Source organism: Metabacillus sp. cB07 (assembly GCF_016839225.1).
Lineage (GTDB): Bacteria > Bacillota > Bacilli > Bacillales > Bacillaceae > Bacillus_P > Bacillus_P indicus.
Map to the genome: position 1 here is coordinate 544,783 of NZ_CP069296.1, position 23,938 is coordinate 568,720.

Below are 23,938 nucleotides of genomic sequence, written 5' to 3' on the forward strand. Positions count from 1 at the left end.
ATCGATGAGTAAAAAAATCGCAGTAGTTATGACCGATCATTTTGAGGACTCTGAATACACAGAACCTGCAAAAGCGTTCAAAGAAGCAGGACATTCGCTGACAGTTATTGAGAATGAAAAAGGAAAAACCGTTAAAGGGAAACAGGGACAGGAATCTGTCAAGGTGGATGCGTCCATTGATGACGTAAAGCCGGAAGACTTTGATGCACTGTTCATTCCAGGAGGCTTCTCGCCGGATATCCTCCGCGCAGACGATAAATTTGTAACGTTCGCCAAAGCGTTCATGGATGAGAAAAAGCCGGTGTTTGCCATCTGCCACGGCCCGCAGCTTCTCATTACAGCAGAGACGCTTAACGGACGCGATGCAACAGGCTACACGTCGATTGCCGTTGATCTTAAAAATGCAGGTGCAAACTTCCATGACAAAGAGGTTGTCGTTTGCGGCAATCAGCTTGTCACAAGCCGTACGCCGGATGATCTGCCGGCATTCACACGTGAATCGCTTACCCTTTTAAAATAAAAAAAAGAGCCCGGGCGTAAAAACGCACCGGGTTACTTCTTGTCTTCAGCTTCCTCTTTTTCAGGCGGATCTTCTTCAGCATTTTCTTCCGAATTCTCCGCTTCAGGCAGCGGATCAATCGTGACAGCATCCTCTGTATGAATAGCCGATTTTAAGGCGTAAATGACAAAAACGATACAGACGACCAATAATAAGAACAGCACAAGTGTTGCAAACCACCACATTACAGCCATGATTTCAGCCCCCTTTTTACACATATATGCAAAAGGGGACTGGCTTTAGAATCTTTTTCTTTGCCGGAGCTTATACTTTGCGGAGGTTGCCTAGCTCTTCAACGATCGCCTGCATTTCATTAGGCGAGAACGTGTTCTTTTTCATCACATGATCATAAATGTCTTTCAGTTCTTCATACATTTCCTCGTCAAAATGAGAAGGCTTGATGGCGCCGATATTGATGACGCGAAGCTTTTCTTTAATTTGCTCAATCATAAATTCTACGTTTTCAACCGATTTTTCAGACAGATTATTCAAACGGATTCATCCTTTCAGCTTGCCAATGTAAGTATGATTTATTGTAACATGTTTTATATGGATGAAAGATGCTAATTCTTGAATCACTTATGAAAGAATAGAGAAAAGTACCATAAAGGCGGCATGTACTCTCATACATATAAAATAACGTGCGGTTTATGGACATCACCCGGGAGGATATTGATGATTAAAGTAGTATTTGTTTGTTTAGGGAATATATGCCGTTCACCGATGGCAGAAGGCATCATGAGACATTTAATTGAAAAAGAAGGCTTGAGCGGGCTAATTTCCGCTGATTCAGCAGGGACCGGAAACTGGCACATCGGGAAAGGCCCCCATGAAGGCACAAGGCGGATGCTTGAAGAAAACCAGATCAGCTTTGAAGGAATCACGGCAAGACAGGTTTCAATGGGAGACCTAACAGAAAGTGATTATATTATCGCAATGGATAATGAAAATCTGGGTTTTCTCAGAAGGCTTGCGGGTTATTCAAAGACAGGATATGTCGGCCGTTTAATGGATTTTGTGCCGGATTCGGATATAGCGGATGTACCTGACCCGTATTACACCGACAATTTTGAAGAAGTATATGACATGGTTTATAACGGCTGCAGGCTTTTGTTAAACCGGATTATGGAAGATCATCATTTAAAAGAAGCGGGGGATATTGATGAGTGAATCAAGCAGTTTGTTTTTAAAAGGTGTTTTTGCAGGTGCAGCAATCGGAGGGGCCATCACTCTTTTGCACAAGCCGACAAGAGACCAGTTTGTCCGGCAGGGAATCGCTCTGAAGGATAAAACAGCTGTCTACATTGAAAACCCGTCGCTTCTGACTGAAGAGATTAAAGATCAGATCGACAAGGCGAGGGCCGTTGTGCAGGAAGCGAAAGATGATATTGATTTTATTAATGAAAAAATCAATGAACTGAAGGAAACAACTCCGCAGGTGCTCCAAATGATCGAAGAAACAAAAGAAAGGTTTCTGACGGATAAATAAGCGGAGGAGCGTGCAGCATGTGAAGGAATCCATCATCAGAAGTCTGATCAGGCGTTTTTCAAAAGACGAGCTGATCGGGCTCTCAGCAGAGCTTGCGTACTTTTTTCTGCTGTCTCTCTTTCCGTTTTTAATCTTTTTAATTACATTGATTGCTTTTCTGCCTCTGTCCCAGGATGATCTGCTCAATTTCCTCGCGCAGTATGCACCGGGGGAATCCATTAAACTGATTAAGAGGACTCTGACGGAAATTGTAGCTGGATCAAGCGGGGGACTGCTCTCCTTTGGAATCCTGGCAACCCTCTGGTCGGCGTCAAATGGCATCAATGCCATCGTCCGCGCATTCAACCGTGCCTATGAGGTGGAAGAAAGCAGGTCATTCATCGTGGCACGGGGGATGGCGGTCCTTTTAACGATTGCGATGGTGTTTGTCATTCTTGTTGCCCTTTTACTGCCTGTTTTCGGAAAAGAGCTCGGTGTTTTTCTGTTTTCCGTATTTGGACTGTCAGATGCCTTTCTGGCGTTCTGGAACATGGCAAGATGGCTTGTGAGTGCCGTCATTCTGTTCATCGTGTTTACCGCCTTGTACTTTTTTGCGCCGAATAAACGGCTGCATATCAAGGATGTTTTTCCGGGTGCTGTGTTTGCAACAGTCGGATGGGCTGCGGTCTCGTTTGCTTTCTCTTATTATGTTTCAAGCTTCGGAAACTACAGCGCCGCTTACGGGAGCCTCGGCGGGATCATCGTCCTGATGATCTGGTTTTACTTGTCCGGCATGATCATTATGCTTGGCGGTGAGCTCAATGCGGTTCTTTATTCGCGGAAAAAACAAACGTAGCTTTCCAGTGATTGTGACTCATACTCACCGGCCGCCTGTGAGACAGTAATGGAGAAGACCCAGGTCTTCAAACTACAGCCGGGATGGTGACCAATCATGACAAAGCATACGAAAAAGGGCGGAAGCCACACAAAACAAAGCTCGAAAAGCAAGCCGCAGAACAAGACAAGCGGAAGCGCCAACGGGCAGAACGGCTACCATTAAATATAAAAAAGCAAACCGTTTGTGGCGGTTTGCTTTTTTGGTGTGTTTTGCTTTTTCTCACTGTCCAGCTCCGCCTCCCAGCCCTTCCGTCAGAACAAAATCGCCTGTCAGGGCTAAGCGGTCGGCTCCGCTTTTCTTTATTCACTCCATTGAATGTAAGAGTGATAAGCCGATGTGTAGATATGCTCGATGTCCTCATCTGTCATGTACATAAGCGTTTCTGACTCGATATCCTTCATTTTAGCGATAAACTCGATCATATTTTTGCGTTCCTGTCTTTTCATTTCACTCATCCTCCTGTTATTGTTTGTTATGATACAGTTTGTATTTGTTAATGCTATTATATAACAGATAATTCAAAATGTTCAACCTATATTTTAAAAAAACCGCCAATTTTTTTGATTGGCGGTTTGATTTATGAGCTGACAGGTTCAAGCTTCTTTTGCCTGTAAAAAGCGAGTGTAATAAAAATAAGAAGCAGGATAAAGCTGACGACGTGCAGGAAATTGGCTGAATCCACGGCTTCGATGTAGAGTCCGCCAAGGAACGGGCCTGATATGCTGCCGATGCTGAAGAAGATTCCGCAGAGCAGATTGCCCGCCGGCAAAAGGTTTTTAGGCAGAAGGTCAGCCATGAAGCTGATGCCGAGAGAAAACGTCGATCCGACCATCATGCCTGCTGTGAAAAAGCAGATCATAAGCGGGACAAGGGTTTCCGCAAAGCTTGCTGCCATAAATGCAGCGAAGCCGGAGAGCATGACAAACAAAAGGGTGTTTCTTCTGCCGTACCTGTCGCTGATGATGCCGAGCGGCAGCTGAAAAAGGATGGCGCCGACAGCGAATGAAGTCAGGATAATAGAGACAGATGCGACATCTATGCCGGTTCTGAGAGCATAAACAGGGTAGTTGCCGTTCAGGGAAGCTTCAAGGAATCCGTACCCGAAAGTCGGAAGGAAGGCAACCCAAGCAAGACGCGATGCTTTGGCAAACCGCTTTGCTGTTCCAAAGAAAGAGGTGGACCCTGTATCATGTTCAGGAAAGTCGTTTCTAAGGAAAAACACGAATGCCCAGGCAATCAGACTGATGCTTCCCGATACGATAAACGGCAGGGACGTATTTATTTCTGCGAGAGGGACCATCAGCGGCCCGGCAGCAAATCCAAGTCCGAAAAACAGACCGTAGAGCGAAATGTTCCGTCCTCTCCGCTCTTCAGATGAAATCGATGTAATCCATGTCTGGGTGGAGAAATGGAGCATGTGGTCTCCAACGCCAATTAAAAGCCTCAGCAAAAACCAGAACCAGAAGGACTGAAACCATAAAAAGCCGAACAGGCTCAGCGCCACCATGAGTCCGCCGACTAGGATCAGCGGCTTAAAACCGAATTTTTTCAGCGGGCCTTCCATGAACGGGGACGCAAGCAGAACCCCAATATAAAGTCCCGTTGCATGAAGTCCGTTTACAGAAGAGGAATATCCTTCTTTTTCAAAAATAACGGCAATCAGGGGCAGAAGCATACCCTGGGAAAAGCCTGAGATGGCAACAATGCTGACTAAAATCGCAAATTTGAATTTTGACATGAATATGACTCCTAACTTGATTTTCCATCCTGAATGTTACACGCATCTTTCCATGCAGACAAGCACATTTCTTTTTCCCTTTAAGAAAGTTGGGGTATGATGGCAAAAAAGAGAGGATGATTCAAATGGAATTTAAAATGAGGGAAGTTGGCTTTTCTGCTGATTTTGAATACGGGGAACTGCATGTTGCAGGGAACGAAGAATACGGATTCCGTCCGTATCAGCTGATGGTCTCATCCATTGCTGTCTGCAGCGGAGGAGTCTTACGCGGAATTCTTGAGAAGAAAAGGCTTGAGGTTGAGGATATAACAATTCAGGCATCCGTGAAACGAAATGAAGAGGAAGCGAACCGCATTGAGAGCATTGCCATTCATTACGTCATCACAGGAAATGATTTAAAGGAAGAAAAAGTGGATGGGGCCGTGAAGCTTGCAAGAAAAAACTGCCCGATGGTGCGTTCAGTTGAGGGGAGTATTGAAGTGACGGAAACATTTGAAATCAAAAACTAAGACCGTGCGCAGGCACGGTCTTTTTGTTTACATATTGATGACTTCAGGCTCGCTTCCCGCCTTTTGATAATACCTGATTGATGAAGGCTGAATCTTCAGCAGCACGTAGTTTGGATCATCCGGTCCTGAAATCCACTCTTTCAAATCCTCCTGCCAGAATTTCTTTTTCAATTCGGGAGATTCTTCAAAAGATGCTGTTCCCTCAACTTCTGCGTATTCATTGTTCCATCCGCTGCCTTCAAGCCCCAGGAGAACATGGACATTCGGATTGCTTTCAATGTCATCCGCTTTATGCGTTTCTTTATTGGTTGCCGTGTATAACGTCAGATTTTCGTGGGAAAACAGCATGAATCTCGAGAATGGCTTGTTCTCGCGAATGGTCGCAAGTGTTCCGATTTTATGGTCTTTGAGCATCTGCTGGACTCTTTGTTTTGTATCGCTCATCATCATCCACTCCTTTCATATCTATCATTAATCTGCATCAATTTACCCGTTTCATACGCAGGAAAAGGGTGTGGTTTATTTTTTTGCAAAATAGAGAAAGAATAAGACATAGAAAGGGTGGGATATGAGTGAATCGAATCTTTTTCATCGTCGTTATGGCCGGTGTGCCGCTTTCAGTGATCGGAAGACTGCTTCACTGGCCTGAAGTGATCATGTTTGCCGTATACTGCCTGACGATTATTGCTCTTGCAGGCTATATGGGGCGGGCAACAGAGAGTCTTGCTGTTGTGGCGGGCCCGAGAGTCGGGGGGCTGCTTAATGCTACGTTTGGAAATGCCGTTGAGCTGATCATTTCAATATTTGCCTTAAAGGCTGGTCTAATCGGGGTTGTGCTGGCATCCCTTACTGGCTCAGTACTTGGGAACCTGCTGCTTGTCGCCGGTCTTTCTTTTTTTGTAGGAGGATTAAAATACAAACGGCAGGAATTCAGCGTATATGATGCGAGACATAATTCAGGGCTGCTGATCTTTGCAGTCGTTGTTGCTTTTGTCATTCCGGAAATTTTTTCGATGGACATGGACGAGACAAAGACGTTAAACTTGAGCATAGGAATATCTGTCATTTTAATTCTTTTATATCTTGCCGCACTGTTCTTTAAGCTTGTGACCCACCGCGGTGTTTATAAGCACAAGACAGATGAAGCCGGACATGACGAAGAAGCGGAATGGTCGGCGAAAAAGGCGCTGCTGATTCTCCTGCTTGCAACCGCTGCTGTTGCCTATGTGTCTGAAAGCCTTGTACATACATTTGAAGCAGTGGGAGAGAGATTCGGCTGGAGCGAATTGTTTATCGGGGTCATCATCGTAGCCATCGTCGGAAATGCTGCAGAGCATGCTTCCGCGATCATTATGGCTTATAAAAATAAAATGAATGTTGCAGTCGAAATTGCGGTCGGGTCAACGCTTCAGGTGGCCATGTTCGTGGCGCCTGTTCTCGTCCTGATTTCACTGCTGTTTACAAAGAAAATGCCTCTTGTCTTTACAGTGCCGGAACTGATCTCCATGATTACAGCTGTTCTTCTGACGATATCCATCACCAATGACGGTGATACGAACTGGTTTGAAGGGGCGACGCTGCTTGCAGCTTACCTGATTATGGGCATCGGGTTTTATCTACTGTAAAAAAAGAGACTCTGTGCTGGCAGCACAGAGTCTTTTATGTGTAGGACGAAACAATTTGTAACGATTACCTCTAAGGTAACATATTGGTTGAACTTTGTAAATATTCAGTTATTTAGAGCGGCTGCGTGGACATACATATAGAACATAAAGGAGTTGGGGGAACATGATGTTTCGGTTGATTTTTTTCGCGGCCGGTCTATTTATTCTGGCCTTTGGGGTGACATTAACGATTAAAGCAAACCTTGGCGCCGGCGCCTGGGATGCGCTGAATGTAGGACTGACAGATCAAATTGGGCTGACGGTCGGAAGCTGGATCTTCATCGTCGGCATTCTGATTATTATCCTTAATGCCCTGATCATGCGGGAGACTCCTAAAGTGCTTGGCATCATCACGATTTTGCTGATCGGCTTTTTTGTCGACTTCTGGATGCTTCGCGTTTTTCAGGATTTTGAGATGCAGAGCTTTGCAGGCAGAGCGGGTATCCTGCTCTCAGGAATTTTACTGATCGCGATTGGCGTTTCCATCTATCTTCAAACGAATTTCCCGGCTAATCCGATTGATCAGCTCATGCTCACACTGCACGAGAGATTCGGGCTCAGCCTGATGGCGGCAAAAACGATCGGTGAAGTAGCTGCTTTGCTGCTTGCCCTCCTGTTCGCGGGACCGATCGGCCTTGGCACCATCATTATTACATTTGCAATCGGACCGCTTATTCAGCTCTGCAATCCAAGGGTACATGCGGTGCTTGGAAAATGGATCGCAAAAACGTAATGAAAGTGTGGATAAAGACATAAGGGCTTGAAAACAATAAGGGAAAGCAACCGAAAGGGGTTTAAGAAATGAGAAAATGGATGCTCGTTTCAATGGCTTTGCTCTTATCAATCAGTTTTTCAGGCTCTGTGTCTGCAGCACCGAAAGCAAAAGTCCCGAGTTCGGTTTTGGATATCTCAAAAGAAAACACTTATCCGAATCCCACACAGGACCTTCCGTATCTGCAGCCTAGCGAGTTTACACAAGGGTTAATCGATACATCAAAAATAGCGATTGAAAATCCGAATCTGATTCGTCTCTTAAACGAATCATCAATTCCGGACAATAAGCTTGCAATCGGCTACAGAGCAACAATTTTTCTCGGCCAGTGGGCACTGAACTATGAGTCGTCCGAAACAGCAGTAAACTGGGAATACCAAAAGATCAACACAAACTTTTTCGACAACAGGGGCGGAAAAGCAGCCGTTCAGATCCATTACAAGCAGGAATCTCAAAAGCAGGTCAAAGGCGGACTGACAGCGCGGATCCCGAACGAAGAAGATGTGAAAAAAATGATGCTGTTAAAAGCCATGAAGAAAACAAATCTTCCACTGTCTTTTCAAACCATCATCGGGACAGGCTCGAAAAAAGACCAGGTCTATAATGTCCCGGTTAAGCGCCTTGGGTATTTAAACGCCTACGCACCTGCCGTCAGTGAAAAAGGCAAGGTGACTTACGGCGAAGTGTACTTAGTGCTGAAAGGCAGCAAGCGCAAAATCGTTGTCCAAAACGTAACATCACAGGGAATTGGAGCCTGGATTCCTGTACAGGATCACGCTTCCTTCGGATTTACCGTTTCTGAACAGCCACGATAAAAAGCGAGCCATTTGAAATGCACCCCAAATGTTAGACACACAATCTAACATTTGGAGGTGCATTTTTGTGGCTCGCTTTTTGGGTTTAAATCACTGATTTTCTCGTCATGAAATCTACATCAGGGTAGTAGGCGTTTTTAACAAGCAGGTTAGGTCCAAGACAGGATACGGCCGGGCAGTGGCAGTTCAGACCGCGCGCAAGCTCTGTATCATTCCAGCGGTCGTAGGCAGACTGGAGGGTGTCGCGCTGAATGTTCCCAAGCTCAGGCGTATCCCCGAAATCCGTCACAATGATATCGCCGTTAAAAATGTTGACATTCAGTCTTGAACGGCCGTCGGGATCATTCCTTACTGTCACGTTTTTGGAAGCGCGAAGCCTTTTAATCAGTTCTGTATCCTCAACATTCGTGCTGCACGCGTAAAACGGCAGCGTGCCGAACAGCATCCAGACATCCTCGTTCCGAATATCAAGCAGGTGATGAATGGCAGCTCTCGTTTCTTCGAGAGACAGCGTTTCGAGCGTGCTGGCAAAGTCAGATGGGTACATAGGGTGCACCTCATGCCGCTGGCACTTCATATCCTCCGTAATCTGCTTATGTATCTTTTCCATATGAGGAAGCGTCCGCTTGTTCAGCATCGTTTCTGCCGAGACCATGATGCCGGCATCAACAAGCGCCCGGCTGTTTTCAACAATCCGGTCAAAATACGCCGTGCGCTGCACGTAAGATGGCTTTTTCTCCATCATCGCAAAGCCGCCTTCGGCAAAATCATCGAGTGTTCCCCAGTTATGGGAGATATGCAGCACATCAAGGTACGGGGCAATCTTTTCATACCTGGCCAGATCAAGCGTCAAATTCGAATTTATTTGCGTACGCACCCCGCGTTCCCGGGCATACTTTAAAAGAGGAAGCACATACTGATCAACGGATTTTCTTGAAAGCATCGGTTCTCCGCCTGTAATACTGATCGAACGGAGCGTCTCAACCTCTTCAAGCCGTTTCAAGATAAGCTCGAGCGGAAGTGCCTGGGGATCCTTTGGAGAAAGGGTGTATCCCACGGCGCAATGCTCACACCGCATATTGCAAAGTGTCGTCGTTGTAAACTCCACGTTTGTAAGGGTCATTTTTCCATATTGTTTAACATCTAAATAAGCCTCCCACAGGTCGTGAGAAGGGGTGATAGGCAGCAGATTCACAGCTGATGCATTCATTCATAAAACTCCTTTTTCAAGTTCACATAAAGAACATTCTAACATGAACCCGTCAGTTTGGAACACCTCGCGTTCAGGAGCGGTTGTCAAAGTTCCCTGAATGAGCTACGATAACTGTAACAGTGAAAGGAGAGATACATCTTGGGCAACGCCGTTCATGATAAAGACTCACAACTACAATATTTAAAATCACGGCTGAATATGTTCATGAATGTGATTGATTCCATGGATCCCGAATCAACCGACCTTGAAGATATCGACCGTTTAATAAACATGCTGGACGAACTTGAAATCAAGCAGGAGCAGTTTAAAAAAGACTGGAACAAAGAATAGATGACGTGAGAGCACCTGATGAGGGTGTTCTTTTTGTTTGTTTTTTTTTCGAAAACACTGTTGATGGTTCCGTTCTTCTTGATAAGTGCAATTGATCAAGAGAAAAACAATGGAAGGGGCACAAAAGCAGTTAGATTGTGCCTTTCAGCAAGCGGAAATCCGATCGAAGGTCACAAAAGCGTTAGGATTGTTTCCTTCAGTAAGCGGCAACCAGAGGGAAGGTCACAAAAGCGTTAGGATTGTGCCCTTCAGCAAGCGTCAACCAGAGGGAAGGTCACAAAAGCGTTAGGATTGTGCCCTTCAGTAAGCGGCAACCAGAGGGAAGGTCACAAAAGCAGTTAGATTGTGCCCTTCAGCAAGCGTCAACCAGAGGGAAGGTCACAAAAGCGTTAGGATTGTGCCCTTCAGTAAGCGGCAACCAGAGGGAAGGTCACAAAAGCGATTGGATTGCTCCCTTCAGCGAGCGGCAACCAGTGGGAAGGTCACAAAAGCGGTTGGATTGTTCCCTTCATCAAGTGGTAACCAGTGGGAAGGTCACAAAAGCAGTTAGATTGTGCCCTTCAGCGAGCGGAAATCGGTGCGAAGGGCACAAAAGCAGTTAGATTGTTCCCTTCAGCGAGCGGAAATCGGTGCGAAGGTCACAAAAGCAGATGAAATGTTCCCCTCAGCAAGCGGCAACCAGCGCGAAGGGCACAAAAACTTCTGGATTGTTCCCCTCCCTACCCGCAGGAAAGGAACGGGTGCCGACTGCCAAAAAAGAAAAAGGTACGATAGAAACAAAAAACAAAACAGCCTCCATCCTTTGCCAACCGAAAGACCTGAATCAAATGTAATTTTCTTCTATTACATCTAGTCCATAAATCCCTCCTTTACACAAAATCTACACTCACCGGTACTTTTAGCCCTAAAAAATTTACAAGCATTAAAAAAAATACCAAATCCTATCAACAATTACCTTCTAGAATAGAGGAGTACAAACTACTATCCGGAGGTGCAAGATGAAAGGGAAAAACAAGCTTGCCGTCATGCTGATGGCCTGCACGCTGCTGATTCAGCCGGTTTCTGTTCTTGGAGAAGAGACCGTGCCGTCAGAAAACAGCACAGTGTTAAAAGCGGAGCAGATTTCTTCAGGCATTACACACACTGAGAAGCAAATCGAGAATTTTGGGGGAACAGCGGGAAACAGCCAGAGAGTGAACGTTATTGAGGCAGATCTTTCAAATCCAAATGTATCCGTGGTCACATCCAAAGCACTTGAACGAGTTGTTGCAGCAGAGACCCTCCCATCACAGGCTGCCAGAGAAGAATTCAAAGGAAAAGATATTGTGGCAGGCGTGAACGCGGATATGTTCAACATGCAGACAGGCATCAATATGACGCTCCAGGTGCAAAACCGCAATCTTCTTATTAATCACAGCTATCCTTCAGGCGTTGCTCTTCATCCTGTTTTTGCAATTGACCAAAACAAGAAACCTTTTATCGGAGAAGTTGAAATGAGAGGCTCGCTGACCTACAGCGGCAAAGATGTAAAAGTGGATACACTGAACCGCAATGAAAACGCGGGAGAAAAGCTCGGCATTTTTACACCAAAGCTAAATCAGAAAGGGACTTTAACCTTCGATGACCGCAATGAGGCATTCATTAAGAATGGAGCCATGGCAGTCGTAAGAGAGGTAAAGGACGCCTTTGCCATAAAAGCGGGACAGGCCTATACCGGAAAAATTGAGAAAATCTACTCTTCCTATGAGAGCATTGATATTCCGTCAGACAGTGTCATCATCGCCGGATTCGGGTCAAAAGCGGACATGATCCGGAATGAGTTAAAAGAAGGCATGGACATCTCCTTCCAGTTTGATCTTTTCACTGGAGAAGACAGAGTACTCAAAAATGATATCACCGAGGCTACAGGCGGCTACAACTGGCTTGTTAAGGACGGAAAGGCCCTTACAAAAGACGAGCTCCAGTCCAAATACGGCAGCCACGTGAATCTTAAGAGTGCCAGAACCGCCATCGGAATTACAGCAGAGCAAAAGATCATCACGATGACCATTGATAAACCTAGCACACTTTTTGATAAAAGCCAGGGGGTAACGCTTGTTGAAATGGCTGAGATCATGGAAGAACACGGGGCAGTTGCAGCACTTGGCCTTGACGGGGGAGGATCGACAGAAATGATCGTTCAGCCAAAAGGCAAAAGCGCGCTTGAAACGGCCAATCACCCGAGTGACGGGCAGTCAAGATCAATCACAAACGGCCTACTCTTTGTCAATCATTCAGTGAAAACAGGTGAAATTGGCGAAGTCATCGTAGAAAAAAATCTGACCATTTTCAAGAATGCAGCTTTTCCATTCGGGGTTAAAGCGACTGACAGCAACGGCAACCCCGTCATGATTGCCAGCCGCTCCATCCAGTGGAAAGCTTTAAAGGGCACCATCGACAAAACAGGTCTATACAAGGCGCCTGCTCAGGCAGGGACAGATACGGTGGAAGCTGTCATTAACGGAGTAAGCGGGCAGGCATCTGTCACCGTTATCGACCAGGTGGACGACTTCAAATTTGCTGATCAGGGACCGGTCATTCTTCAGCCTGGTGAAGAAAAGAAACTGGAAGCTGAAGCCGTGAAAGCCGGAAAAGAAGTCATCCTCACAGGAGACGCGATCGACTGGGAGATGGAGGAGCAGTTTGGTGAAATCACTCCAGACGGCACCATCCAAATAAAAGAGGATGTGCCAGAAGGAACAAGAACAACCGTTACTGCAAAACTTGGTTCCATTGAAAAGCAGATTGAGTTATTAATAGGCCTGAAAGAACAAGTCATCGATGATTATGAAACGTATCCAAAAGAAGGCTATGAAGTATCCGGCTTCATGGGCGGAACCCATCAGCTTTCCGGTGACGAAGCGAAATTCGGAGAGCGCAGCCTGCGTGTGGATTACGATTCGAAAAAGTGGGAACGCAAATACAATGGCACGATCAATGTCATCCCGCACTGGTACAAATCAGCATCTGAGGCATGGCCGGATGAGCTTGCTGATTCCATGTATGAAACCTATAAAACAGATATCCGACCGAAGAAGTTCGGCGTATGGGTGTACGGTGACGGAAAAGCGCCGTGGGCACGCCTGATTTTCAAAGCAAACGGTGTCAACAAAACACTGGACCTTGCACCGAAAGTAGACTGGACGGGCTGGAAATACCTTGAGGTTGAGCTTCCGCAGGACTGGGCCCTTCCGATCGTATTCAACTATCTCTATTTTGTAGAAACGAACAAAAGCATCCCTGACTACAGCGGCAGTGTTTACATCGATCACATGAGATATATATACACGAACGAAACAGAAGACTTTAATGGACCGGAATTCAAAGAGATCACACCTGCCGGAAATACTGTGTATGAAAATAGAATCGCGTTTTCTTCCCTCGTGATTGACGAAGAATCAGGCGTGGATGCTGATTCAATCGAAGTCAAACTAAACGGGGAAGAGCTTCCGCACACCTATGATGCTGAATCAGGAAAAGTGGAAGCAGCAGCTGAAAATCTGACAGAGGGCACCTATCATCTGACAGCTTCAGCACGCGACACAAACGGAAATACATCTGTTCCGTCTGTGGATAAAACGATTAAAGTAGACTTAAGCGATGATACAGAAAAACCTGTACTATCTAATGTGACACCTACAGGAAAAGCAGTTGAAAAAACGCCAGAACCTCGCATCACGTTTAAATTGAAAGATGAAAAAAGCGGAGTGAAGAAAAACAGTGTTGCCGTAAAGATTGACGGCAAACCTGCATCTGTCCATTACGACGAAAAAACGGGCTGGGCATACGCCGTCCCTGAAAAACCGCTCCAAAACGGCCAGCATTCTTTTATCATTGAAGCAAAAGACAATAGCGGAAATGTCATGACGCCGTTTGTGAAAGAATTCCAAACAAAGCAGCTTCAGCAGCCGGAAAAGGCCAATCAATTCGCCATATCTGTCCTGCCTGATACACAAGGGTTTATGTACTCAAAACGCCTGTTTGACCGGGCTGCAAAAGAAGAAACAGACTTTGTGATGCATGTCGGCGACATCGTGGATACGTCTTCACAGGCAGAATGGGACAGAGCCGTAAGCGACCTTGCCCTGCTTGGAGAAAAACCGTTTTTCGCAACGCCTGGAAACCACGAATCGTTCCAGGGCAACATTGATTTCTACTCAGACATCATTGGATCGCCAACCTATCATTTTGAATATGGAAACACGCTGATCATCAGCTTGAACAGTGCGTTTGGACAGAGTATTTCAGCATCAGACTCTACCCAGTTCCATTACCTTCAAGAGCTCCTGAAGGAAAATAAAAAGAAGAATGTCCTTGTCGTGACACACAACACGACAAATGACGATTTCGGCACAAAGCATGAAATGAATCCAACAGATGCCAAGCAATTTGAAGACATTCTCGGAGCCTATAAAAAGAAAAACAGCGGCGTGAACGTTCAAGTATTGTTCGGTCACCTTCACCTCCTGCAGTCATGGGAAAAAGACGGCGTCAACTACACAATTACAGGCAACGGCGCGAGCAAAGGATATGTCTCAAACGACAAAGGAAATATCCTTGGAAGCGGAGTGCTCCAAGTGACGAAATCAGGAATGGACTATCAGTTCAACCCGTTGCTGACGGAAGTATCCATCGTCGATGATGCCCTAAGCGAACAGCGGGAAATGAAAATGGCAGCAGGTGCAGAACGCACACTCAACCTTTTCGGCGATTTTAGAGAAATCTATGGAAACTATCTCGTCAATCTGAGCTCGTTCGAAGACGTTCATACAGTCTGGACCTCTGATAATGAAAAAGCAGTTAAAGTACTTGAGGACGGAACCATTCAGACGATCAAGCCAGGGACGGCAAACATCACAGCCGTTTCAGGAGGAAAAAGCAGCACCATTAAAGTGACAGTTGTTGACCCGAACACAATCAAGCCTGTCAACGTTGAACTCAATCCAAATAACGAAACAGTCATAGAAGGAAAGAACATCCGCCTGACAGCAACCGCCATCGACAAAGACGGCAACCGATTTGCCATGGACCCGGACAAGCTCTTCATAGAGCTTTCGCCTCCAGACCTCGCAGAATGGAAAAACGGCAAAATCAAAACAAAGAAAAGCGGAACCCTGACCATTTCCTATCAGTACCTGGAAATCAAGAAAAGCCTTGAGATTAATATTCTCCCTAAAAAACAGAACTAACAGAAGCCGCCCGGTCATTGACCGGGCGTTTTTTTATAAAATAAAACTCCAGTGGATTGCAGCGGAAGGAACTTGACTCCTGCGGGAAATAGAGCGAACGGGAGACCCCGCAAGCGAAGCGAGGAGGCTCCAGGCGCTCCCCGCGGAAAGCAAGTTCCTGGAGCGGAAAGGAACGGGTAGGAAGTGGTACATTTCCTGAAAAGACAATCATGCAGAGAATGAAAAGGCATTCAAGATGAAAGCCTTTCCAACCAAACTTCAAAGGAGTATAATAAAAATTGAATAAAATTGACCGAATTCTATAGACAATAAGGGGAGAAACAGGATGGATCGTTTTTATGAGAGCATGTATGAACTGATCGTGGAAACATCAACAAAGCTTCCGAAGGATGTGCGCCGCGCGATTTTAAGAGCGAAGCAGCAGGAGAACGCAGGCACGCGCGCTGCGATGTCCCTTGCGACAATATCTGAGAATATCAAAATGGCGGACGAGAACGTATCGCCAATCTGCCAGGATACAGGACTGCCGACATTTAAACTGAAGGTTCCAGTCGGAGCCAATCAGCTCAATATGAAAGAAGACATCTACCGTGCGATTGCACAGGCGACAAAGGACGGAAAGCTGCGCCCGAATTCAGTTGACTCGCTGACTGGCGACAACAGCGGGGACAACCTTGGCTTCGGCACGCCTGTCATCAAATTCGAGCAATGGGAAAAAGACTACATCGACGCACGCCTTATTTTAAAAGGCGGCGGCTGTGAAAATAAAAACATCCAGTACAGCCTTCCATGCGAGCTTGACGGACTAGGCAAAGCCGGACGCGACCTTGACGGCATCCGCAAATGCATCCTTCACTCCGTGTACCAGGCACAGGGGCAGGGCTGCAGCGCAGGCTTCATCGGCGTCGGCATCGGCGGAGACCGGACTTCAGGCTACGAGCTTGCTAAGGATCAGCTTTTCAGAAGCGCTGATGATACAAATCCGAATCAAGATCTGCAACGACTTGAAGAATATATTGTGGACAAAGCCAACAAGCTCGGCATCGGCACAATGGGCTTTGGCGGGGAAGCTACTCTTCTCGGCTGTAAAGTCGGCGTGATGAACCGAATTCCGGCAAGCTTTTTCGTTTCTGTTGCTTACAACTGCTGGGCATACCGCCGTTTAGGCGTCACGATTGATGCCGGAAGCGGAGCGATTCAGGACTGGCTGTACCAGGAAGGCGACATGCCAAACCTCCAGGACGAAGAGCCTGCAGAGGCGCCGGCAGAAAGCCCGCGTGAAGTGGTGCTTGAAGCGCCGATTACAGAAGAAAAAATCCGCGAGCTGAGAGTCGGAGATGTTGTGCGCATCAACGGCATGATGTACACAGGACGCGACGCTATCCACAAGTACCTTTCAACGAACGACTCACCTGTGGATTTGAACGGCCAAATCATTTATCACTGCGGACCTGTTATGCTCAAGGATGAGGATGAAAACTGGCATGTAAAAGCAGCCGGACCGACAACAAGCATCCGCGAAGAGCCTTACCAGGGCGACATCATGAAAAAATTCGGCATCCGCGCTGTGATCGGAAAAGGCGGTATGGGCCCGAAAACACTGAAAGCACTGAACGAGCATGGCGGTGTTTACTTGAATGCCATCGGCGGAGCTGCCCAGTACTATGCAGACTGCATTAAATCAGTTGAAGGCGTTGACCTTATGCAGTTCGGGATTCCTGAAGCAATGTGGCACCTGAAGGTTGAAGGCTTTACAGCCGTTGTAACAATGGATTCCCACGGAAACAGCCTTCATGCGGACGTTGACCAATCTTCTCTTGAAAAGCTTTCACAATTTAAAGAACCAGTTTTCATTTAATGAAGAGCCGGAGAAATCCGGCTTTTTGTATTCCATTTATTACATAATTATTCCCAGTATGTAATTCCCACACTTCCCGACACTATAAGTAGAACAATGTCAGGGGAGTGAAGAAGTTGAAATACTGGACACTTGCAACATGCCTATTGCTGTTTTTCCTGTCAGGCATTCAGCCCGCAGCAGCTGTTTCCAACCAGCCAATCAACTGGGGCTTTGAGAAAAGCAGAAACCATAAATCCGCGAACCCCGGTGAACCGCTTGTGAAGCTGCTGAATAAATATGATGCTTTTTTTATGGGAGACCCAAGCCAAAAATACATTTATCTTACCTTCGACAACGGCTATGAAAATGGCTACACAGAAGGAGTTCTGGATGTTTTGAAAAAACAAAAGGTGCCCGCAGCATTCTTTGTGACTGGACACTACCTTCTTGACCAGCCAAACCTTGTAAAACGCATGGCAGATGAGGGGCACATTGTCGGAAACCACTCGTGGCACCATCCCGATCTGACAAAAGTCACGGACGAAAGACTGAAAAAAGAGCTGGATTCCGTGAAAGAAAAGACGGAAAAGCTGACAGGTTATCAGGGAATTCAGTATCTCCGTCCGCCGAGGGGTGTTTTCAGCGAGCGGGTGCTGGCCAAGTCAAAAGAGCTAGGGTACCAGCCGGTTTTCTGGTCGCTTGCTTTTGTCGACTGGCATACGAATGCACAAAAGGGCTGGAGGTATTCCTATGATCAGATGATGAGCCAGATCCATCCCGGCAGCATCCTTCTGCTTCATACTGTTTCAAAAGACAATGCGGAGGCGCTTGACAGAGCGATTACTGATCTTCGAAAAGAGGGCTATATCTTCAAGAGCCTGGACGATCTCATGATAGACCGAACTTTTCATCAGCCTTACTTTTTCTCCCTCTGACACACGTCACAGGGAGTTTTCTCTTTTCCCCGGGCGTTTCATGATATAATAGTCAGTATCAAAATTAAGGGGTTTGAGAACGAATGTGGGAAGAGCGAGTGAAAATAGATCCTCCATATGATTTTGACCGTGTCCTTGACCGTTTATCCATGGATCCGCTGCATCACGTGAAGATGGCTGAACGCGAGGTATCCATTCCGATGAGGGACGGGGATAAAAAGCCGTTTGTTGTAAAGGTGAAGGCTCTTGGAACGAAGGATGCACCTGTGTTTTTAGTGAGCGGAAGCGGGAACCGCGAGGCTGCGCTCCAAGAAACGATGCGCATTTTTCAGTGGGATACGTCCCTTCTTGACGTTCAAACCCACTTTCGTTCCTCAAACATCGCCGGTATTTTTCAGGAGCATGACGGCACGCCGCTCGTGCTGGAATTTGGCCTGTATGAGTGCCTGATGAAATGCATCATCCACCAGCAGCTGAACCTGAAGTTCGCCCATACACTGACAGAACGGTTCGTCCATACATTCGGCGAGCAGGTGGACGGAGTCTGGTTTTATTCGCTTCCTGAAAAAGTGGCGGCACTCGACTACAGCGACCTGCGGGAGCTGCAGTTCAGCGGACGCAAATCAGAGTACGTCATTGATACATCAAAGCTCATTGCAGAAGGCAAAATAAACCTGGAAGAATTGAAGGATCAGCCGGACGAGGACATCCTGAAGGAGCTCGTGAAAATCCGCGGAGTAGGGCCATGGACGGTCCAGAACCTGCTCCTGTTCGGACTTGGACGGCCCAACCTGTTCCCGGTTGCCGATATCGGCATTCAAAACGCGATGAAAAAGCATTTTGGACTCGACCGCAAGCCCACCTTGGAAGAAATGCAGGAGCTGAGCAGGGAGTGGGACCCTTATTTAAGCTATGCTTCCCTTTATTTATGGAGAAGCATCGAATAGAAATGGAGCGTCAAACATGAAGACCAATGAACAAAAGAACAAAGGTGTGCCCCTTGAAAAGGGACAAACCTTTCCATTAACCATAAAAAGACTCGGAATCAACGGAGAAGGAGTCGGCTATTTCAAAAAGCAGGTCGTATTTGTGCCTGGTGCCCTGCCTAACGAAGAAGTGGTCGTGGAAGCAACGAACATCAGCCCGAAATTCGCCGAGGGCAAAGTGAAGAAAATCAGGAAGGCGTCCCCGCACAGAGTGGACCCGCCATGCCCGATTTACCACGAATGCGGCGGCTGCCAGCTTCAGCACCTTTCCTACGAAAAACAGCTGCATGAAAAAAGAGACATTGTCGTACAGGCGATGGAGCGTTTTTCAGGACTCGATCTTGGTAAAACTGATATCAGACAGACGATCGGCATGGAGGACCCGTGGAACTATCGCAACAAGAGCCAGTTCCAGACAGGACTCAGAAACGGGAAAGTCATTGCGGGACTGTACAGCAAGAACTCCCACCACCTTGTAAACATTGATCACTGCATCGTGCAGCACGATGCTACAAATAAAGCTGTTCAGACAGTGAAGCAAATTCTGCAGGACCTGAAAGTATCGATCTACGATGAGCGAAAACGCAAAGGCATCGTCCGGACCATCGTCAGCAGAGTCGGCTTCAAAAGCGGGCAAGTGCAGATTGTCCTCATCACCGCACAGGAAAACCTGCCGCGCAAGGACCTGATCGTCAGCGAAATCAACAAGCGTCTCCCTGAAGTCAAATCCATCATGCAAAACATAAATGGCGAAAAAACATCCCTGATCTTCGGCGAAAAAACCGTCCACTTAGACGGAGAAGAAGTCATCCAGGAACAGCTAGGAGATTTGACATTTGACCTCTCGGCACGGGCCTTCTTTCAGCTAAACCCTGTCCAGACCGTCAAACTCTACGACGAAGTCAAAAAAGCCGCCCAGCTCACCGGCAAAGAAAAAATCGTCGACGCTTACTGCGGCGTAGGCACCATCGGCATGTGGCTCGCAGACGGCGCCAAAGAAATCAGAGGCATGGACACCATCGCCGACTCCGTCGAAGACGCCAAAAAGAACGCCAAAAAACACGGCTTCAAAAACGCCACCTACGTAAAAGGCACAGCCGAACACTGGCTCCCAAAATGGCTCGGCGAAGGCTGGCGCCCGGACGCTGTAGTAGTGGATCCGCCAAGAACAGGCTGCGATCAAAAGCTGCTTGGTGCGATATTGAAGGTTAAACCGAAGAAATTTATTTATGTGTCGTGTAACCCATCTACATTGGCGAAGGATATAAAGACACTTTCGAAAGCATATAAGGTTGAGTATATTCAGCCTGTGGATATGTTTCCGCATACTGCGCATGTGGAGTGTGTGGTGAGGTTTGTATTAAAAGGAGGCAACTAACCCTTGGGGGAGTTGTCTTTTTTATGTTTCTTTAAATAGATTAACAAAGCTGCACTGGATACAAATGCTACGATCTGGTTTGCAGGTCTTGGTAGTTCTAGATAGCTTTCATAGATAAGTGGGGAAAGGGATCCGCCTGCAAAGATTGATCTATTTGTTTGATTTTAGTAGGGGCCTTTTCCATAGGGCATAGCTACTAGTTTTCAACTTGCGCAAACGGGCTTAGGTATTGGTACATATAGGTGAAAGGGAAGTTTTTTATTATTGCTCTTACTTAAGCTAGCCTCCAAATTTCTTAATTTTCATTCGGTACTTCGTCTACCACAGAGTTAAAATAACCATTCCGGGGAGTAAGTCAATAAGAAAATGAAAAACTCGAAAAAGTACCTTTAACCTGTAATTAAGCACACCAACTTTTCTACTTCCTTAGATTAAGAAAGTGGTATAATTAATTAAAATTGGAAAGTAAAGGTGGAACTAAATTGCAACATTTGAATTTAAGTACTAGAGTTTTAATGTTTTCTATTTGTACATCTTTGGAGTTTGATTTAAGAGGTTTTATTATAAGTTCGGGCTCTGAAATTCCCATTTCTGAAAAACTAGTCCAAAAAGCCAACAATAGAGCAAAAGGTACTTTAAATATTGATACTCCAAATAGTATTTTAGTTGAACTCGACTTAGGAGATTATGTAGAGATTATTTTATCAAACCCATATTTCTTTAAAATAAATAATCAAAAGGCTACCGAACTCAATGAATATTTCACTAAAGTTATTCCTATACGCAATCGGGTAATGCATACACGGCCCTTGGAGATAGGTGATAGAGCCACACTTGTTGAAGTGTTGGATACAATAACAGACTCTCTTCCTTGGATAACATGGAAAGAAACAAAAAATACTAAAGATACTATAGAAACAAACCCTCAAAAATTAATCGCGAGAGAATATAACAGAATTGTAGACTTTGAATCTAATACTTATCATAATCTGCCTGAACCAGAATTTGATGATACTGGATATATAGGGAGAACAACCGATATAAGAGAAATTAAGGAATTAATCAAAGATAAAAAGAATCAGATAATAACTATAGTAGGTAATGGTGGTATTGGTAAAACTGCTATCGCAGTAAAAACACTTTATGATCTGATAGATGATCCTGATAACCCCTTTGAAGCAATAATTTGGATTTCATTAAAAACTAAGACTTTATCTCAAGGAGAATTTACAAATATTAAAGGTGCAATAACAGACATCAAAATGCTTTTCCAAATCGGTGAAGGTTTAACAATAAAAGAAGAAAATAAGCCATCTGAAGAAAATATTATTAACTTCATGTCAGAATTTAAAACTTTACTAGTATTAGATAATTTGGAAACAATAAACTCTGAGGAAATCATTTACTTTATGAAGGAAATCCCTGAAACTTCAAAGGTCCTGATTACCTCTAGACATGGATTAGGCGAATTAGAGAGAAGATACAAATTAGAAGGATTAAATCAAAGAGATGCAATTACTTATTTTAGAGAGTTATCGCAGTATTTTGGATTAAATCTTCATCAGAGAAGCGACAAAGATATAAAGGAACTAGTTTCTAGTCATCTATATTCTAGCCCTCTTTCTATAAAGTGGTTTATTACAAGTGTGTACAATGGGGTAAATGAAACAACTATAATAGCAAATAAAGAAAATTTGATTAAATTTTGTATGTCCAATGTAGTTGAGAAATTAGGAAAAGAAGAAAAAGAAATTTTACAATTATTTCTTATCGAAGGTCAAAGACTTAGTTACGGTGAAATAGATTATTTTATGGAACACAGTGAAGAAGATTTAATTAAATATATAAATACCTTAATTTCCACTAGCTTATTGATAACCTTACGAGGAGAATATGAATTGAACCAAATGGCTCGTGATTATTTATCAATTGATCATAAGCCTAATAATGACTTTTTGAAAAAAATATTAATAAAAAGAAAAAGATTGAATGCAATACTACAAGATATAAGGGTTAAAAATGAAAACGATCCTTTTTCACCCCACGCGCTATTTAAGAATTTAGAGAATAAAAACAGAAAATTAGCTTCATATTATTTGTTAAAAGCTTTGGAGTACAGTGCTCAAAGGAATTGGGCTGAAGCTTATAATTTTATTTCTAAGGCCTCTAATATTGCACCTGATTATTTTGAAGTGTATAAAATTAAAGCATTTATAGCTGCTGAAAATGATGAGCAATTTGAGGCTATTACCAACTATCGTACAGCGCTAGAATCATGTGAAGACAAGTTTGAGGAGGCCACAATATTATATCTTTTCAGTGTATTCTACACTATAAAAATGCAGGATTTACACCAAGCAGAGGAATTAATAAACAGAGCTGAAGAAATTGCTCCTGATGAACCAATAATTTTATTAGAAAAGGCTAGAGTTCTAACTTATCTAGGGAAATATAATGAAGCAGAAGTATTACTTGAAAAACTCGAAAAAAACAGAGGTAATTTCGCAGGGAAACTGGAGAACCAATTTATCTCAAGATTTGCTGATTTGTATAGAAGGAAGTCTCAGAATTTTCAGAATAGAGATAGTGCTAAAAAGGTTGAATTACTAGAAAAAGCTATAACAATTATTGAAACCCTTAAAAATATTGATAGCAAAACATATGTTATTATGGCGAAAATTTTAACGGATTTATCCTATTTGAATTTTGATGAAGCTGCTATGAAATTAATCCACTCCAGCTTAAAAAACCACTTCAGTCCCTTGAAATCTTTAAAAGGCAATCATTTAAATAAATTACGAGCTAACCTTGAGAATTATGAACATCAGTTGCCTACTGAATTAAATTTACTACTTAAAAAGTTAACACATAATTATGTTAAGGATGCTAGAGAAATAACAGAACAGAATGTAGGAATAGTTGTTCATATCAAAGATCACTTTGGTTTTATTGCTAACTATCATAATACAGGAATTTACTTCAATTTAAATCGAGTTGAATTTCCTGATATAGAAATAGGTGACGTAGTTAGCTTCAACGTTGTAAAAGTACCAAAAGGCTTGGTTGCAGTTGATATTCAATTAAAAGAGAAAGGACACTTAAAAAAGTCAAATATATAGTTTTTATTGGACTCTATTAGACATAACCAATCGAGAAAGCTATAGATAGAAGGACGGCTACAGAACATACTCAAAACAAAAAGCAACCTCGATCAATGGGCCCACTGATCGAGGTTGCTTTTTGTATGTTGATTTTCAAGCCAATTGAAGTGTTTGAGCTTAAAATATAAAAAGCGGGACATTGAAATAAAGAGGCAGACACAAATATCCTGCTTCTTGTTTAAAACATAGATAGATATTCTTTTAAACCTGCAAGATATCAAGACATATGCCTGCCAATACTGGCCGGCATATCCTTCTTTATCAGTTTAGGTTGCAACTTATAAAACGATTTGAAATAATTGGAATAGGGCTTAGGTAAGTGTTTATTAGGAGAGTAGAAGTTAGAGAGGCATTAGGCAATCAATTTATATAAGAAATGATGAGACTAACACAACATAAGAAAATATAAAAATTAAATAGCTATGTTTAGTAGAAATATATTCA

Annotated in this window: 21 protein-coding genes; 15 read left to right on the top strand and 6 right to left on the bottom strand. The window is 44.4% G+C overall.

Features of this window, described 5'->3' with window-relative positions; genetic code table 11:
• Window positions 1-4 precede the first annotated feature (4 nt).
• Window positions 5-520 carry a type 1 glutamine amidotransferase domain-containing protein gene (locus JOJ89_RS02840; protein ID WP_203289525.1) on the top strand — a complete coding sequence of 172 codons (516 nt, stop codon included), beginning with the start codon at window positions 5-7 and terminating at the stop codon, window positions 518-520.
• 32 nt (window positions 521-552) lie between these two features.
• Here the strand turns inward: JOJ89_RS02840 and JOJ89_RS02845 are convergent, their stop codons facing one another.
• On the bottom strand, window positions 553-753 hold the full coding sequence (locus tag JOJ89_RS02845) for a hypothetical protein (protein WP_029285867.1): 201 nt from the start codon (window positions 751-753) through the stop codon (window positions 553-555).
• A 70-nt stretch (window positions 754-823) separates the two neighbouring features.
• Window positions 824-1,051 (bottom strand): DUF1128 domain-containing protein, encoded by a 228-nt coding sequence (locus JOJ89_RS02850; RefSeq protein WP_029285869.1) that lies wholly within the window; start codon window positions 1,049-1,051, stop codon window positions 824-826.
• Between the two features lie 183 nt (window positions 1,052-1,234).
• Here JOJ89_RS02850 and JOJ89_RS02855 point away from each other — a divergent pair, with 183 nt between their 5' ends.
• From JOJ89_RS02855 to JOJ89_RS02865, 3 genes are read left to right on the top strand one after another with little or no spacing between them, the layout of a single operon-like run.
• Window positions 1,235-1,729, top strand: a complete 495-nt coding sequence (locus JOJ89_RS02855; RefSeq protein WP_203289526.1) for a low molecular weight protein-tyrosine-phosphatase — start codon at window positions 1,235-1,237, stop codon at window positions 1,727-1,729.
• Window positions 1,722-2,048 carry a YtxH domain-containing protein gene (locus JOJ89_RS02860; RefSeq protein WP_203289527.1) on the top strand — a complete coding sequence of 109 codons (327 nt, stop codon included), beginning with the start codon at window positions 1,722-1,724 and terminating at the stop codon, window positions 2,046-2,048. The genes JOJ89_RS02855 and JOJ89_RS02860 overlap by 8 nt, the downstream gene beginning before the upstream one ends.
• A gap of 10 nt (window positions 2,049-2,058) precedes the next feature.
• A complete protein-coding gene (locus tag JOJ89_RS02865; protein ID WP_406817988.1) occupies window positions 2,059-2,883 on the top strand; it encodes a YihY/virulence factor BrkB family protein in 825 nt (274 codons plus the stop codon).
• A 341-nt stretch (window positions 2,884-3,224) separates the two neighbouring features.
• Here JOJ89_RS02865 and JOJ89_RS02870 read toward each other — a convergent pair whose 3' ends face one another.
• Window positions 3,225-3,371 (bottom strand): BH0509 family protein, encoded by a 147-nt coding sequence (locus tag JOJ89_RS02870; RefSeq protein ID WP_035207669.1) that lies wholly within the window; start codon window positions 3,369-3,371, stop codon window positions 3,225-3,227.
• A 131-nt stretch (window positions 3,372-3,502) separates the two neighbouring features.
• The gene (locus tag JOJ89_RS02875) at window positions 3,503-4,663 is read right to left on the bottom strand and encodes an MFS transporter (protein WP_203289529.1); all 1,161 of its coding nucleotides are present in this window, start codon (window positions 4,661-4,663) and stop codon (window positions 3,503-3,505) included.
• 125 nt (window positions 4,664-4,788) lie between these two features.
• Here JOJ89_RS02875 and JOJ89_RS02880 point away from each other — a divergent pair, with 125 nt between their 5' ends.
• On the top strand, window positions 4,789-5,172 hold the full coding sequence (locus JOJ89_RS02880) for an OsmC family protein (protein WP_203289530.1): 384 nt from the start codon (window positions 4,789-4,791) through the stop codon (window positions 5,170-5,172).
• 27 nt (window positions 5,173-5,199) lie between these two features.
• On the opposite strand, the gene JOJ89_RS02885 is transcribed toward JOJ89_RS02880, so the two are convergent.
• Complete coding sequence (locus JOJ89_RS02885) at window positions 5,200-5,616, bottom strand: pyridoxamine 5'-phosphate oxidase family protein (protein ID WP_347401515.1); 417 nt, start codon at window positions 5,614-5,616, stop codon at window positions 5,200-5,202.
• 128 nt (window positions 5,617-5,744) lie between these two features.
• On the opposite strand from JOJ89_RS02885, the gene cax reads away from it, so the two are divergent.
• The 3 genes from cax (at window position 5,745) to JOJ89_RS02900 (ending at window position 8,423) form a co-directional block, all read left to right on the top strand.
• Entirely contained in the window at window positions 5,745-6,797 is a 1,053-nt protein-coding gene (gene cax, locus JOJ89_RS02890; protein ID WP_277987850.1) for a calcium/proton exchanger, read from the top strand.
• 163 nt (window positions 6,798-6,960) lie between these two features.
• Entirely contained in the window at window positions 6,961-7,569 is a 609-nt protein-coding gene (locus tag JOJ89_RS02895; protein WP_029285883.1) for a YczE/YyaS/YitT family protein, read from the top strand.
• A 68-nt stretch (window positions 7,570-7,637) separates the two neighbouring features.
• The gene (locus tag JOJ89_RS02900; protein ID WP_029285885.1) at window positions 7,638-8,423 is read left to right on the top strand and encodes a YfkD famly protein; all 786 of its coding nucleotides are present in this window, start codon (window positions 7,638-7,640) and stop codon (window positions 8,421-8,423) included.
• A gap of 85 nt (window positions 8,424-8,508) precedes the next feature.
• Here the strand turns inward: JOJ89_RS02900 and yfkAB are convergent, their stop codons facing one another.
• The gene (yfkAB, locus tag JOJ89_RS02905; protein ID WP_203289532.1) at window positions 8,509-9,633 is read right to left on the bottom strand and encodes a radical SAM/CxCxxxxC motif protein YfkAB; all 1,125 of its coding nucleotides are present in this window, start codon (window positions 9,631-9,633) and stop codon (window positions 8,509-8,511) included.
• A 141-nt stretch (window positions 9,634-9,774) separates the two neighbouring features.
• Here yfkAB and JOJ89_RS02910 point away from each other — a divergent pair, with 141 nt between their 5' ends.
• The 7 genes from JOJ89_RS02910 (at window position 9,775) to JOJ89_RS02940 (ending at window position 23,452) form a co-directional block, all read left to right on the top strand.
• Complete coding sequence (locus JOJ89_RS02910; RefSeq protein ID WP_029285889.1) at window positions 9,775-9,966, top strand: SE1561 family protein; 192 nt, start codon at window positions 9,775-9,777, stop codon at window positions 9,964-9,966.
• A gap of 998 nt (window positions 9,967-10,964) precedes the next feature.
• Window positions 10,965-15,194, top strand: a complete 4,230-nt coding sequence (locus JOJ89_RS02915; RefSeq protein WP_203289533.1) for a phosphodiester glycosidase family protein — start codon at window positions 10,965-10,967, stop codon at window positions 15,192-15,194.
• Between the two features lie 325 nt (window positions 15,195-15,519).
• Entirely contained in the window at window positions 15,520-17,052 is a 1,533-nt protein-coding gene (locus tag JOJ89_RS02920; protein WP_029567100.1) for a fumarate hydratase, read from the top strand.
• Window positions 17,053-17,159: 107 nt separating this feature from the next.
• The gene (pdaA, locus tag JOJ89_RS02925) at window positions 17,160-17,969 is read left to right on the top strand and encodes a delta-lactam-biosynthetic de-N-acetylase (RefSeq protein ID WP_481825264.1); all 810 of its coding nucleotides are present in this window, start codon (window positions 17,160-17,162) and stop codon (window positions 17,967-17,969) included.
• Window positions 17,970-18,052: 83 nt separating this feature from the next.
• Entirely contained in the window at window positions 18,053-18,916 is an 864-nt protein-coding gene (locus JOJ89_RS02930; protein WP_203289535.1) for a DNA-3-methyladenine glycosylase family protein, read from the top strand.
• Window positions 18,917-18,932: 16 nt separating this feature from the next.
• Window positions 18,933-20,333: a 23S rRNA (uracil(1939)-C(5))-methyltransferase RlmD gene (gene rlmD / locus JOJ89_RS02935; RefSeq protein ID WP_203289536.1), complete on the top strand. Its 1,401-nt coding sequence runs from the start codon at window positions 18,933-18,935 to the stop codon at window positions 20,331-20,333.
• Window positions 20,334-20,815: 482 nt separating this feature from the next.
• Window positions 20,816-23,452 (top strand): NB-ARC domain-containing protein, encoded by a 2,637-nt coding sequence (locus JOJ89_RS02940; RefSeq protein ID WP_203289537.1) that lies wholly within the window; start codon window positions 20,816-20,818, stop codon window positions 23,450-23,452.
• Window positions 23,453-23,938: the final 486 nt, after the last annotated feature.